Annotated in this window: 11 protein-coding genes and 1 riboswitch; of the genes, 10 read left to right on the forward strand and 1 reads right to left on the reverse strand. The window is 40.5% G+C overall.

Annotation, left to right across the window (positions count from 1 at the left end):
• The first annotated feature begins 331 nt into the window (after positions 1 to 331).
• From J7I93_RS19975 to J7I93_RS20000, 6 genes are all read left to right on the forward strand, one after another.
• On the forward strand, positions 332 to 1345 hold the full coding sequence (locus tag J7I93_RS19975) for a 2-oxoacid:acceptor oxidoreductase family protein (RefSeq protein ID WP_214727850.1): 1014 nt from the start codon (positions 332 to 334) through the stop codon (positions 1343 to 1345).
• Positions 1345 to 3639, forward strand: coding sequence for a thiamine pyrophosphate-dependent enzyme (locus J7I93_RS19980; RefSeq protein ID WP_214727852.1), 2295 nt, complete (start codon positions 1345 to 1347; stop codon positions 3637 to 3639). Before J7I93_RS19975 ends, J7I93_RS19980 begins: the two co-directional genes overlap by 1 nt.
• Positions 3640 to 3830: 191 nt before the next feature.
• Entirely contained in the window at positions 3831 to 5630 is a 1800-nt protein-coding gene (locus J7I93_RS19985) for a methyl-accepting chemotaxis protein (protein ID WP_214727854.1), read from the forward strand.
• Positions 5631 to 5799: 169 nt separating this feature from the next.
• Positions 5800 to 7653: a PAS domain-containing sensor histidine kinase gene (locus tag J7I93_RS19990; protein ID WP_214727856.1), complete on the forward strand. Its 1854-nt coding sequence runs from the start codon at positions 5800 to 5802 to the stop codon at positions 7651 to 7653.
• Positions 7650 to 8150 (forward strand): methylated-DNA--[protein]-cysteine S-methyltransferase, encoded by a 501-nt coding sequence (locus J7I93_RS19995; RefSeq protein WP_214727858.1) that lies wholly within the window; start codon positions 7650 to 7652, stop codon positions 8148 to 8150. Before J7I93_RS19990 ends, J7I93_RS19995 begins: the two co-directional genes overlap by 4 nt.
• A gap of 182 nt (positions 8151 to 8332) precedes the next feature.
• Entirely contained in the window at positions 8333 to 8914 is a 582-nt protein-coding gene (locus J7I93_RS20000; protein WP_214727860.1) for a DUF2087 domain-containing protein, read from the forward strand.
• Positions 8915 to 8953: 39 nt separating this feature from the next.
• On the opposite strand, the gene J7I93_RS20005 is transcribed toward J7I93_RS20000, so the two are convergent.
• Positions 8954 to 9739 (reverse strand): carbon-nitrogen family hydrolase, encoded by a 786-nt coding sequence (locus J7I93_RS20005; RefSeq protein ID WP_214727861.1) that lies wholly within the window; start codon positions 9737 to 9739, stop codon positions 8954 to 8956.
• A 152-nt stretch (positions 9740 to 9891) separates the two neighbouring features.
• Between J7I93_RS20005 and J7I93_RS20010 the strand changes: the two genes are divergently transcribed.
• The 4 genes from J7I93_RS20010 (at position 9892) to J7I93_RS20025 (ending at position 14025) form a co-directional block, all read left to right on the forward strand.
• Positions 9892 to 11064, forward strand: a complete 1173-nt coding sequence (locus J7I93_RS20010; protein ID WP_251025916.1) for a pyridoxal phosphate-dependent aminotransferase — start codon at positions 9892 to 9894, stop codon at positions 11062 to 11064.
• Positions 11065 to 11313: 249 nt separating this feature from the next.
• A riboswitch (SAM riboswitch) is annotated at positions 11314 to 11420 on the forward strand.
• Between the two features lie 85 nt (positions 11421 to 11505).
• A complete protein-coding gene (locus tag J7I93_RS20015; protein WP_214727864.1) occupies positions 11506 to 12738 on the forward strand; it encodes a 2,3-diketo-5-methylthiopentyl-1-phosphate enolase in 1233 nt (410 codons plus the stop codon).
• Entirely contained in the window at positions 12731 to 13393 is a 663-nt protein-coding gene (locus J7I93_RS20020) for a 2-hydroxy-3-keto-5-methylthiopentenyl-1-phosphate phosphatase (protein ID WP_214727866.1), read from the forward strand. The genes J7I93_RS20015 and J7I93_RS20020 overlap by 8 nt, the downstream gene beginning before the upstream one ends.
• The gene (locus J7I93_RS20025; RefSeq protein WP_214727868.1) at positions 13390 to 14025 is read left to right on the forward strand and encodes a methylthioribulose 1-phosphate dehydratase; all 636 of its coding nucleotides are present in this window, start codon (positions 13390 to 13392) and stop codon (positions 14023 to 14025) included. The genes J7I93_RS20020 and J7I93_RS20025 overlap by 4 nt, the downstream gene beginning before the upstream one ends.
• Positions 14026 to 14056 lie beyond the last annotated feature (31 nt).

The following is a 14056-nucleotide window of genomic DNA, read 5'->3' on the forward strand; positions in this document are numbered from 1 at the left end:
AAAGACCCCCAAAAAACTCTCTATTTCTTTACCCACTTTAACATGAAGTAAACTGCTTTTCTCGTGTAAAAAGAAGGTGGGATTTACAAATAAAGTAAAACAAAAACCGCTTGTTCAAACTGTTATATCACAATATGTAGTCTGTTATATAATTATGAAAGCGGATTCGTCTCATATATTATAACGTTCCAATTGAATTTCTCAATTCTGTTTCAAATTTTTTCTGTGAAATATAACATTTGTCACAGATAAATGGAAATAGTTCTTTTAGAATTGCTTTAGGGGATAACTTTACGGTGTTTTAACCGTTTACCATATGAGGGGGGAGAACATGTCAATCTTACCTAAATCAAATGAATTAGGATTTTATGAAATAAGGCTGGAGTCGATTGGCGGCCTTGGTGCCAATCTTGCAGGTAAAATGCTCGCGGAGGCTGGTGTTTTGGGGCTTGGACTGAATGGGTCCAACTTTTCATCTTACGGATCTGAAAAAAAAGGCTCACCTGTAAAAGCATTTGTAAGATTTTGCGAAGGTGATACAGAAATACGGGCACACAGCCCAATTGAGCAGCCTCACGTAATCGGAGTTTTCCACGAAGCATTATATAAAATGGTGAATGTTGTCAGCGGTATGGAGCCTGACGGTATTCTGCTTGTTAATTCGGCCAGAGAATTTGATGATATTAAAAAAGATTTGAAACTGGAATATGGAACACTTGCCATTGTGGATGCCCTGCAGATTGCAGTAGAAGAAAAAACAAAAGTAAATACTGCGATGCTCGGAGCACTTTTTAGAATTTGCGATTTCCTTGATCCGGAGTCAATGAAAATGGTTATCCGCAAAACCTTTGAGAAAAAATATCCGCACCTTGTGGAGCCCAATATCCGTACCTTCGAAAGAGGATTTAATGAGGTGAAGTTCAAAACCTATGAAGCTCCTGATCATGCTGAGGGGAAAGAGTTTCATAGAACAGCACCTCAGCTGGGCTTTGAAACCCAGGAAATCGGTGGAGTGATCACTGCACAGGCAAATAGTATTCTGAAAGATCTAAGCGGTTCAAGGCAGGGGTTTCTGCCGCAATTTGAGCAGGAGCAATGCATCAACTGTGCAGCCTGCGATACAGTTTGCCCGGACTTTTGCTTTGTATGGCAGGAGGGGGAAGACAAAAAAGGCAGGAAGCAAATGTTCCTGCAGGGTATCGACTATCAGTACTGTAAAGGCTGCTTGAAATGTGTTGAGGCTTGCCCGACAAGTGCTCTTAGTGAAATGCGGGAAACGATAGGGTTTGCGGATGCCCATAGGGTAAAGCAAAACTTTCCTTATGCAGCAGGGGGGATATTGTAATGGCAATTTTAGAAGACAACCTGAAAACAATGAAGGCAGCTGAACAGCTGACTACTTTCGAATCGGGAAATGAAATGGCTGCGATGGCAGCAGCACAGATTAATTATCACATTATGGGCTATTTTCCGATCACTCCTTCAACTGAAGTTGCACAATACCTTGATCAGATGAAGGCAAGAGGGGAACATGATATTAAACTGATTCCCGCAGATGGCGAGCATGGCTCTGCAGGTATTTGCTATGGAGCTGCAGCCACAGGTGCACGTGTATTTAATGCGACAAGTGCCAATGGTTTAATGTATATGCTTGAACAGCTACCCGTTCAGGCAGGAACCCGCTTTCCGATGGTCATGAACCTTGTAACCCGTTCAATCAGCGGTCCATTGGACATTAGAGGGGATCATTCCGATTTGTATTTTGCACTGAATGCGGGCTGGGTTATTTTAACGGCCAAAACCCCTCAGGCAGTGTATGATATGAACATATTGGCGCTTAAAATTGCTGAGCATTCAAAAGTTCGCCTGCCTGTAATTGTTGCTTATGATGGCTTTTTCACCTCCCATCAAAAAAGGAAAGTAAATTATTTTAAAGACCGCAAAATTGTACAGAAGTTTGTAGGTGAATGCCCGACAGATTATAACTTTGCCAGAGATCCTAAAAAGCCGGTTACAATCGGTGCCCACATGAATGGGGACGATTTAATCAACAATCATTACCAGCAGTCAGAAGCGATGTATGCGGCTGGTGAAGTGTTTAAAGAAGCGGCCGAAGAATATGCCAAACTATCCGGCCGGGACTACCCTGTACTCGATTTATATGGAATGGAAGATGCAGAGGTTGCACTGTTCCTGCTAAATTCAGCTGCAGAAACAGCAAAAGATACGGTTGACAGTCTTCGCAGGAAAGGTATTAAAGCAGGTGTGATTAGTCCCAATATTATCCGTCCATTCCCATCAGAGGAAATCCGCAAGGCTTTAAAGAATGTAAAAGCCCTTTTGATTGGGGAGCGGGCAGATTCTTATGGCGGCCATGGACCAAATCTTACACACGAAGTAAAATCAGCATTGCAGGAAGATCCTGAAAATCAAACCATTGTGTTAAGCAGAGTCTTTGGCCTAGGAGGAAAGGATTTCTATGCTGATGATGCAGAGGTATTTTTCTCAGCTGCAATGGAGGCCAAAGAACAGGGCTATGCCGAAAAAGCATTTGATTATTATGGCCATATTCCCGGCAAGAAAGAGCAAAAGCTGCTGCCAGTAATCACTCCGCAGCATGGAGATGTATATAATACTGGATTGATTAAAACGGAAAAAGACCCTGAAACCAATAAATTAAAAGTTAAAATACCACCCCTTCGTGCGCTTGCTTCAAAACCGAAGCGAATTGCTTCAGGGCATGGAGCTTGCCCGGGCTGCGGAATTTTTACAGGATTGGAATTATTCTTTAAAGGGATTGAAGGGGATATAGTTGTCTTGTTCCAAACGGGATGTGCTTATGTAACGACTACCTCCTATCCTTATTCATCCCATAAGCAAACGATGATTCATAATCTCTTCCAAAACGGGGCTGCTACGTTATCTGGAACACTGGAAGCCTTTATGGAATTAAAAGAACGAGGTGAAATTGATGTTTCAGATGATGCCACCTTTGTGATGGTAACCGGAGATGGAGGCATGGATATTGGTATGGGTTCCGCAATTGGCACGGCTCTTCGCAATCATAAATTGATTATGCTTGAATATGATAACGAAGGCTATATGAATACTGGTTCACAATTGTCCTATTCAACACCTAAGGGCCATATGACAAGTACAAGCAATGTAGGCCGCACTCAAAAAGGGAAGAGCTTCCACCATAAGGATACAGCACAAATTATGGCGTCCACGAATATTCCATATGTTTTTACCGGGAGCGAAGCATTCCCGCAGGATTTAATCAAGAAGGCTGCAAAGGCACAATGGTACGCCCAGAATGTGGGTACAGTGTACGGGAAGATATTGATAACCTGCCCGCTTAATTGGAAGTCAGAAGAACGATATGGTGAAAAAATCCTGGAAGCTGCTGTCAACTCTTGCTTCTTCCCTCTTTATGAAGTAGAGAATGGGGTTACAACCATAACTTATAATCCAGAGGATAAGAATAAACGAGTTGAGTTGTCTGAGTGGCTAAATTATATGGGCAAAACAAAGCATTTATTGAAAGAAGAAAACAAAATGCTTCTCAATGAACTTGAAGAAGAAATTGAATATAGATGGAAAAAAATTAAAGCCAAGCATGAGCATCCAGCACTTTAAAATCCAAAGCAAAGTACCTCGTGTACTTTGCTTTTTTTATCCTATAAATCTCTCTGATGGAAAAATAATCTACAAATGTATTTTTTATTCTATTATAATGATGTAATAGAATAGTAAAAAAGAAATGCGCAATAAGGATGTTGATAGTGCAAAAGGTGCTCATCCGGTTTAATCATTAAGGAGGATATAGGATGAAAGGGGTAAAAACGTTTAAAAGAACAAAAAAAGCAAAGGCAGGCAATTTGCATGCAACACAGAATAAAGCAAGACTATTAGATAAACTGGCCAACATAAGATGGTGGAAAAGGCTCAAGCTTGGCCAGAAATATGGTGTGGCCCTATTTGTAACAATTGGGCTTTTTACTGCATCTACCATACTTACTTTTTTTCTGTTGACGATTGTCAATACAAAAATGGATACAGTGAAGGATTCAGGAGAAAAAGCGATTATGATTACTGAATCTGCTGTGATTTTTCATCATAAAGGCAGTACAATCGGAAATTTCATTATCGACTCCAATCCCAAGCACTTAAAAACATTTGACCAGTTAACAGAGGACTTTAATACATTAAAAAAGGAAATCACCCCTGCCCTTACTGCAAAAAAAACAAAAGAGCTGTTTAAACAAATTGACGAGAATGATCAAAAAATAACCAGCTTATTCCATGATGTTATTGAGCCTAAAGTGAAGCTTCAGCATGTTAGAGAATATAGGCTTGCAAAGCTGCAGGCAGATAACTTTATTTCAGAGACTGTAGAAAAATTAAATACACTAAGCAGCATGCTGAAGGAGGACCAAAGAAAAGCTGTTTCTTCAGCCGAGTCAGGACTGGTTTTAACCCTAATTGTCCTAGGGATCTCAATCATTATTTCTGGCGTCCTTGGGATTGTGAGTATCTTATTCATCGGGCGTATTATTACACGAAACTTAAACCAGATTGTCCATGTTTCCAATGAAATAGCAGCAGGTAATCTGAATGCAAAATCAGTCGAGTATGATGGAAATGATGAAGTAGCAGAGCTTAGCCGTGCCATTAACTCCATGAAAGAAAAACTCCAGAAAATGATTCAGGAAATAAATTCAGTTTCTGGCCATGTAACAGAAAGAAGCGGAGAGCTCAATATTGCTGCAAATGAAGTAAGAGCTGCCAGCCAGCAGGTTGCTTCAACTATGCAGGAGCTCTCAGGAGGAGCAGAGGACCAGGCAAGCTCAAGCACACGCTTATCAGCTATGATGGAAGAGTATATGGACAAAGTGGAGGAAGCAGCAAAGAACGGGTTTGAAATTAAGAGAGCTTCCAACGAGGTGATGTCACTCACTGATAGTGGGGATAAACTTATGAAAGAATCCCAGAAGCAGATGGGCTTGATTAATAACATTATGAAAACATCCGTTGATAAGGTTAATGGGCTGGATGAACAGACAAAGCGAATATCCAAGCTCGTTAAGGTCATTAAGGAAATTGCCGACCAAACTAATCTTCTGGCATTAAATGCAGCGATAGAAGCAGCGAGGGCAGGGGAACAAGGAAGAGGTTTTGCGGTAGTAGCAGATGAAGTAAGAAAGCTGGCGGAGCAAGTATCATTTTCAGTTTCTGATATTACAAAAATTGTGGATGGAATTCAAACCGAGTCCAATAGTGTAGCGGCATCCTTGCAATCCGGCTATATACAGGTCGAAAAGGGAACAGAACAAATCCAATTAACGGGAGAAACCTTCCAAAAGATTTATGAAGCGGTTAATTTAATGTCAAATAATATTAATGATATTTCAAACAGTCTTGAACACGTTTCAGCCCGTTCCTTACATATGAATCAATCAATAGGGAGTATTGCAGCAGTTTCCGAAGAGTCAGCAGCAGGCATTGAACAGACAAGTGCTTCCATGGCCCAGACCAACCATTCTATGGAGGAAATATCCGACAATGCTCAGTCATTATCCGAACTGGCCGAACAATTAAACAGTATGATTGCTAAATTTAAGCTTTAGCATGTGGCATACCTTGAAAGGTATGCTTTTTTCTTATGGGGTTGAAGAAACTCAATAGATCCTATGGCTCATTCAGTATAAACATGCAGTTTTCACTTCTATTTAAAGGGTTTTCGTCAAATTTTGTAGAAATATCTATTAATCGGATATCCCAATAGGAGGAAATAGAGTGGTTATTATGAATCAGGAGATCAAGCAGCTCTATGCCAAGATTGAATCACTGGAAAAGGAAAATAAAGCGCTGGCTGAACGTATTGGGGATGATGCCCCAAGTAAAAATATATTTGGCTGTTCAAAGGACGGAATCCTAATTTTTGACCATACAGACAAAATAATTGATGCAAATCCTTCGTTTTGCGAGATCATAGACATTAATAAAACTGAATTAATTGGGAGACAACTGGCGGAAATTGTCCCATTGAATAAACACTTTAAACTTGACAAACAGAGGGATCTTCTAAAAGTAAGGGACAGTGTAAGAGGACTTCTTCCGATATATAGCGGCAATAAAATCGTGGAATTTGATTTTACGACCAGTAAGCTTAAAAAGAGCGGACATTATATGTGTGTGTTAAGAGATGTTACCGAAAAACGGCTTCTTGAAAAGAAGGTAAAAAAAAATGAAGAGCTGTATACAGACCTTTTTATCGAGGCTTTGGATGGCATCATTTTTTGGAGAGGCAGCGGGAAGATCATTGATGCCAATGAAGCGGCATGCAGGATTTTTGAATGCACCCACGATGAGCTTCTTCAGAAACAGGTGGATGATTTTGTATACGAAAAAAATGAAAGGTATAAGCGTATAGTCAAAGAATTGTTTAACAAGGGCGGCATCCGGGATGAACTCTTTTTTCTCATGCCAAACGGCCAGATAAAATCGCTGGAATTCACAGTTAAATTAAATTCTGTTGAAGGCTACCATATGACTATTTTCAGGAATGTAAGTGAACGCCACCGAATGGAAAAGGAATTGCGTGAAAGTGAGCTAAAGTTTCGCCGCATTTTTGAGGGAGCCCTGGAAGGCATTCTCCTCTGGAATGATCAATTTCAAATTGTGGATATTAATCAATCAGGTCAAAGAATGCTGCAGATGTCAAAAGATGAACTCATTGGAGTTTCATTACACAGTATCTTGAATGATTGCAATATTACAGATGAAGAGCTGAACCAGCAGATTAGCAGCATCCAAAACGTTGGGCAGTCGGATGGCAGCCTCTCTATTACCTTAAAGTCTGGCAGAAAAAAACACTTTGAGTTTTCAAACAAGCATAATGTTTTTTCGAATTTAAGCATGACGACATTTAAAGACATAACAGAGAAGCTGGAGATGGAAGAACAGCTTCGAAAATCGGACACTTTAAATGTTATTGGGGAACTCGCAGCAGGGATAGCACACGAAATAAGGAACCCTATGACAGCCTTGAAAGGATTTATCCAGTTGCTGGAAGATAGCGTTGAGGAAGACCACTCCATGTACTTTAATGTGATAACCACAGAGCTGAGCAGAATTGATTCAATTATTAATGAATTCCTCATTCTTGCTAAACCTCAGGCTGTCAAGTTTGTCGAAAAAGATATCGCCCAAATCATGAAAGAGACGGTTGACCTTCTAAGTGCTCAGGCTGTACTGCATAATGTTCAATTCAGGACTGATTACAGAAAGGATTTGCCTCTTGTTTTTTGTGAGCCAAATCAGATGAAAAAGGTATTTATCAATATCATAAAAAATGCGATTGAGGTTATGCCCAAAGGCGGATATATAACTGTTTCACTTCAGACCTGCAGAGATAATAAAATCAAGGTATCGATCAGGGATGAGGGATCCGGAATACCAGGGCATAAAATTAAAAAGCTGGGTGAACCTTTTTATACCACTAAAGAAAGAGGAACTGGACTTGGGCTCATGGTTACATATAAAATTATTGAGGAGCACAAAGGAACGATTGAAGTGGAAAGCAAACTGGGAAAAGGAACCGTGTTTCACATTTATTTGCCATATATTAAAAAGGCGGGAGAGCAATGAACAGCAGAATTTATTCGAGAACGGAAACGCTAATAGGAGACATTTATATTGTCCTGGAAGAGGAGCTTCTTTCGGCAGTATACATTGGGGAGGAAGATTTTCTTGCGGGGGAAGAAGAATGTCCATTGAGGTTTGATCCATCAGACCCCCTGCTAAAGAAATGTACACTTCAACTTGATGAATATTTTAGAGGGGAGAGAAAGGTATTTGATCTCCCAATAGACCCCCAGGGGACCATTTTTCAGAGAGCTGTGTGGAAGGAGCTTTCCCTTATTCCTTTTGGAGAAACGAGAAGCTATCAGGATATTGCTGTGAAGATTGGAAAAGAAAAAGCGGTTCGGGCCATTGGTCAAGCAAACAAAGCCAATCGTTTGCCCATTATCATTCCATGCCATCGAGTGATCGGCAAAAATAAATCTCTTACCGGATATGCCGGAACACGGACGGATATTAAAGAGAAGCTGCTGATCCTGGAAGGGGCAGGGTTTAACAGTTAAATACATTACCTTTCAAAATCACCTTTCAGGTGATTTTTTTAGTGCTCTTTTCATAAGGTTTTTTTACAACAATCTATAAGAAAGAGCATTTATTAAAACCTGATTTTGAAGTTGACTAAATCTCAATATTTTGATATATATCTAATTAGATGTATATCGAAAATAGGAGGCGATCATATATAATGCAATTAAATCGCTTAGTATCTTTTTATAAAACCATGGGTGATCCCACAAGAATCCGAATTGTTTTTCTTCTCGCAAAAGGACCTTTGCATGGACAGGCAATTGCAGGGAAACTGGGGCTGACGCCGCCGACCATCACACATCATTTAAACAAATTGCGGGATATAAACCTGGTTTACCAGCGCAGAGATAAAAATACAGTTTATTTTTATTTAAATGAATCTGTGCTGAAACAGCAGTCAAGTGTGCTTGCGAAACTGGCTGATATGGAAGAGGTGAAAAAGATGGAGGAAATGAATATCGAGAATCAGAAGGTTATCGATAACTTCTTTACAAGCGATGGAAAGCTTAAAAATATTCCAGCCCAGAGAAAGAAGAAGCTAATGGTTTTTGAGCATCTTATTAAAGGGCTGAAAATGGGGAAGAAATATGAAGAGAAAGAACTCAATGAATATATTAAACAGTATCATGATGATTACGCCACGATACGCAGAGAATTTATTATCAATCATTATATGTACAGGGAAAAAGGAATCTACGAATTAAATCCGCCGGAAATGTGGGCAAAAATAGAGGGGTAAACAAAGCAAGGCCCTATAAAAGCTAGGGCCCTGAATATTTTATTGATAAAATTCCGGCCGGCGGTCCGTGAAGATAGGAATCATTTTTCGAACTTCCTTCACCTTGTCAAGGTCCACTTCAGCCTCCAGGATTTCTTCTTCCTCTGAACCCTCAGCTAGAACTTCTCCCCAAGGATCTATAATCATAGAATGGCCGGCAAATTCATTTTCAGGGTCAGAGCCTGCTCGGTTACAGGCAATCACATAGCATTGGTTTTCAATGGCCCGTGCAATTAAGAGGGCACGCCAATGGGCTAGCCTGGCTAATGGCCATTCAGCAACCACAAATATAGCTTCTGCTCCTTCCGCTGTATGGGCCCGTATCCACTCTGGAAAACGGATATCATAGCAAATCATCCCTGCAAACAGCCTATTTTCTAATGTAAACGCACCCTTTGCTTTCCCCCCTGTTAAATAGAGATGCTCATTCATTAGCTTGAATAAATGCAGTTTACTGTACTGGTGGATCGGTTCTCCGTTTTTATCGACGACTAAAAGAGTATTGAATACGCCGCCGGCGGTTTTATTTGCAACAGATCCACCTACAAGATGAACATTCCTGTCTTTTGCAATCCCTTTTAAAAAGGCGAGTGCTGCAGCAGCATCCTGGTCTGCTATTTCATTTAATCGGGTTAAATCATAGCCTGTTGTCCAAAGCTCTGGAAGCACAATAACATCAGGGTTTGATTTTAACGCCTTTTCAATCATAGCTTCGGCTGCTTTAAAATTCTCTTTTGGTTTGCCAAACACAATATCCATTTGCAAACAAGCAATCTTTAATTTCATGAAAATCCCCCGCAATCATTTAATTCTCTTTTACTTATGTTAAAATTAGTCCGATAGATAACAATTTTCAAAATTTAACTTTACAACTTATCATTTAAGTTATATCATTTGTGACTATATTTTCAATCTTTTTTTTAAGCAGGTGAAAAACTTTGATTAATTATCCTCATTCTGATTTGCTGAAAAGTTTGCCGAAGCAATTTTTCGTATCTTTAGTGTCAAAGGTTGGGAAGCAGCTTGAACAAGGTCATGATGTGATCAATCTTGGGCAAGGCAATCCTGATCAGCCTACTCCCGGCCATATTGTTAAAAAGCTCCAAAGTGCAGCCGAAAAGCCAATAAATCACAGATACTCTCCATTTCAGGGATTTCCCTATTTGAAAAAGGCTGCAGCTGATTTTTATAAAAGGGAGTATGATGTAGATGTAGACCCGGAAACGGAGGTAGCCATCTTGTTTGGAGGAAAGGCTGGCCTCGTTGAGATTCCTCAATGTCTGTTAAACCCTGGCGATACTGTTCTTGTGCCAGATCCCGGTTATCCGGATTATTGGTCAGGTGTAGCGCTTGCAAAAGCAGAAATGGTGACAATGCCGTTACGAGAAGAAAATGGCTTTTTGCCTCTTTACAGCGAGCTTTCAGACGATAAGCTAAATGCTGCTAAACTCATGTTCCTCAATTATCCAAACAATCCAACTGGAGCCGTGGCCAGTGAGAAGTTTTTCCAGGAAACAGTTGAGCTTGGCAAAGAACATGGAATTTGCATTATTCACGATTTTGCCTATGGCGGCATTGGTTTTGAGGGCAAGAAGCCGGTCAGCTTTCTGCAAGCAAAGGGGGCAAAAGAGGTAGGAATTGAGATTTATACACTTTCAAAGACGTATAATATGGCAGGATGGAGAATCGGTTTTGCGGTTGGAAATGCGAGCGTCATTTCTGCCTTGAACCTTCTGCAGGATCATCTATATGTCAGCTTGTTCGGAGCTGTCCAGGAAGCTGCGGCAGCTGCGTTGACTGAAACTCAGGAATGTGTCAAAGAACTGAATGCCCTTTACGAAAGAAGGCGAAATATATTCATTTCAGGCCTTCAGGAAATCGGGTGGAATGTTAAAGCACCTGAAGGCTCCTTCTTTGCCTGGTTAAAAGTTCCTAAAGGTTTTACATCTGAGGAATTTGCTGATTATTTGCTTGAAAAAGCCCATATTGCTGTAGCACCTGGCATAGGATTTGGAAAACATGGAGAAGGATATGTGCGTGTTGGCCTGCTGACTTCAGAAGAAAGGCTTAAAGAAGCAGTAGACCGAATTAGGGAATTAAATTTATTTTAAACTTTCCAATCTTAGTGTTTATTCTTGTTATAACACTGGTAGTTTAGAGCGGAAGGTATGAGAATCCAGCGGGATAAGTGTACCAGGGGAGGCTCCAGGAATCCCGAGTTCGCTAAGTGCCTGCAGCGGAATCAATACTCATGGTTGAAAAAACATATTTATTTCAGATAATCTATTGACAAAAGTTTTTTACCCTGTCATAATCCTAATTAAATTTTAATTCAAAATTAACTAAATACTAATTTCGTTTTCTTATCAAGAGCAGGCGGAGGGACTAGCCCTATGAAGCCCGGCAACCGACTTACCAGTAAGCACGGTGCTAATTCTTGCAGCTTATTAAAGCTGATAGATAAGAAGATGTTAGTTTAAGCTGCTAACCTCTTCTTATTTGAAGAGGTTTTTTTATTGCCCGGATTTGCCTAAATGAAAGGAAGAAAATATATGAGTGAAATTATCGCAACTTATCTAATTCATGATGCAAAACATAATCCTGAGAAAAAAGCAGAGGAAATCGCTCTAGGACTTACGGTCGGTTCATGGACTCATTTACCTGAACTGGAAAAAAATCAGCTCCGTAAGCATAAAGGCAGAGTTGTTTCGGTTGAAGGCCTTTTAACAGAGGAAGGCAGCAAGGAAACGCCTGCCATCATTAAAATTGCTTATCCAACTGCTAATTTCAGTCCGGATTTGCCAGCCATTTTAACTACAGTTTTTGGAAAACTATCACTGGACGGAAAGATTAAGTTAATAGATTTACAGTTTTCCGATGAGATCAAAACCTTTTTCCCTGGCCCCCGGTTCGGCATTGAAGGTTTAAGAGAAAAGTTGAATGTCCGCAGCAGGCCGCTGCTGATGAGCATTTTTAAAGGTGTTCTCGGCAAGGATATGAACTTTTTAACTTCACAGTTGAGGGAACAAGCGCTTGGCGGCATCGACATTGTGAAAGATGATGAAATTTTATTTGAAAATGAACTCACGCCTTTTGAAGAAAGGATTACGGAAGGGAAAAAGGTGCTTGGCCAGGTTTTTGAAGAAACCGGCCATCGCACACTTTATGCAGTGAATTTAACAGGCAGGACCTTTGATTTGAAAGAGAAAGCCAGAAAAGCAGCAAACCTTGGTGCGGACCTCCTCCTGTTTAATGTTTTTGCATATGGACTGGATGTTCTGCAGGAGTTAAGAGAAGATGAAGAGGTTGGGCTGCCGATTATGGCACACCCTGCTGTCAGCGGTGCCCTGTCTGCTTCAAGCATCTATGGAATTTCTTACGCTTTGCTTCTAGGCAAGCTTCTCAGATATGCAGGAGCGGATTTATCGCTTTTCCCTTCTCCATATGGTTCAGTGGCACTTGAAAAGAAGCAGGCGATTTCGATCGGACAATCATTAACCTCCAAGGATTTCTGCAAAAAGACGTTTCCGGTACCATCAGCAGGCATTCATCCAGGTCTGGTGCCGCTGCTTTACCATGACTTTGGAACAGACAGTGTGATCAATGCGGGCGGAGGAGTACATGGGCATCCGGATGGAGCAAAAGGCGGCGGCTTAGCCTTCCGCCAAGCGATTGATTTAACTTTAAATGGAATTCCATTATCAGAATCTCCTTCTGATTATCCAGAACTAAAAAAGGCGATAGATTTATGGGGACTTACAGAGGTGAAAGCTAAGAATGCCTAATATAGCTGTTTTTTGTGATTTTGACGGGACCATTACGGAAAAAGATAACATCATTAACGTTATGAAAGAATTTGCCCCCCCTGAATGGGAGGAAATAAAGAATAAAATATTGTCACAGCAAATTTCAATTCAGGAAGGAGTAGGGAAAATGTTCTCTCTCCTTCCAAGCAGCCTTAAGGAAGACATTATAAAATTCACACTGGAAAATGGCAAGGTAAGAGCTGGCTTTCAAGAATTTGTGGACTATTTGAAAATAGAAAATATACCGCTTTATATTGTCAGTGGCGGAATTGACTTTTTTGTGCAGCCAGTTTTAGAAAAATATGGCCCGTTTGCTGCTGTTTATTGCAATGGTTCAGATTTTAGCGGCGAAACAATCAAAATTTTATGGCCCCATAGCTGTGATGATGAATGTCATAACAGCTGCGGCTGCTGTAAGCCATCTATTATGAGAAAACTTGAGGCTGGAGATACCTATAAAATTGTCATAGGGGATTCGGTTACAGATCTGGAGGCTGCAAAGCAGGCAGATTTAGTTATTGCAAGAGATTTGCTGCAAGAGAAAAGCAAAGAAATGAATCTTAATTATCATGAATTTGAAACTTTTTATGAGTGCATTGAAATTTTGAAAAATGTAAATGGGGTGAGGGTATGAGTTTAGGGGAAGAAAAATGGCAAGAGCTTGCTGATATTAAAGATGAATTGGCTGAAAGAGACTGGTTTATGGGGACTAGCGGCAATTTGGCGATCAAGGTCTCCGATAGCCCCCTGCAATTCCTTGTAACAGCAAGTGGGAAGGATAAAAGGAAAAGGACAAAGGAGGATTTCCTCCTTGTTGATGAATTTGGGCGCCCTGTTGGGGAGACCCATTTAAAGCCTTCTGCGGAAACACTATTACATGTGGAGATTTACCGTAAAACGAACGCAGGGTGCAGCCTTCACGTCCATACGATTGACAATAATGTGATATCGGAAATTTATGGGGACCAGGAGGCAGTCACATTCAAAGGGCAAGAACTCATTAAGGCATTTGATAAATGGGAGGAGGATGCTGTTCTTCGGATTCCGATTATTCCGAATCATGCGCATATTCCGACACTCGCCAAATGTTTTTCCTCCCATATAAGTGAAGATACAGGTGCTGTGTTAATTAGAAACCATGGAATTACCGTTTGGGGAAAAACATCCTTTGAAGCAAAAAAAGTACTCGAAGCTTCTGAGTTTTTATTCCGTTATCAATTAAGGCTGCTGGAACATAAGCCTTATCAGTTATTTAAAGTAGTGTAATAACTTTAATATAGGCTGTTTTCGCAAAGTT

The sequence above is a fragment of the Bacillus sp. ISL-47 genome, from assembly GCF_018613175.1.
Classification (GTDB): domain Bacteria; phylum Bacillota; class Bacilli; order Bacillales; family Cytobacillaceae; genus Cytobacillus.

What these genes read in the sequence shown, in the direction of transcription:
- J7I93_RS20025 (WP_214727868.1), top strand. Translation starts at nt 13,390, where the DNA reads ATGAGTTTAGGGGAAGAAAAATGGCAAGAGCTTGCTGATATTAAAGAT.
- J7I93_RS19980 (WP_214727852.1), top strand. Translation starts at nt 1,345, where the DNA reads ATGGCAATTTTAGAAGACAACCTGAAAACAATGAAGGCAGCTGAACAG.
- J7I93_RS20020 (WP_214727866.1), top strand. Translation starts at nt 12,731, where the DNA reads ATGCCTAATATAGCTGTTTTTTGTGATTTTGACGGGACCATTACGGAA.
- J7I93_RS20005 (WP_214727861.1), bottom strand. Translation starts at nt 9,739, where the DNA reads ATGAAATTAAAGATTGCTTGTTTGCAAATGGATATTGTGTTTGGCAAA.
- J7I93_RS19995 (WP_214727858.1), top strand. Translation starts at nt 7,650, where the DNA reads ATGAACAGCAGAATTTATTCGAGAACGGAAACGCTAATAGGAGACATT.
- J7I93_RS20015 (WP_214727864.1), top strand. Translation starts at nt 11,506, where the DNA reads ATGAGTGAAATTATCGCAACTTATCTAATTCATGATGCAAAACATAAT.
- J7I93_RS19985 (WP_214727854.1), top strand. Translation starts at nt 3,831, where the DNA reads ATGAAAGGGGTAAAAACGTTTAAAAGAACAAAAAAAGCAAAGGCAGGC.
- J7I93_RS20000 (WP_214727860.1), top strand. Translation starts at nt 8,333, where the DNA reads ATGCAATTAAATCGCTTAGTATCTTTTTATAAAACCATGGGTGATCCC.
- J7I93_RS19975 (WP_214727850.1), top strand. Translation starts at nt 332, where the DNA reads ATGTCAATCTTACCTAAATCAAATGAATTAGGATTTTATGAAATAAGG.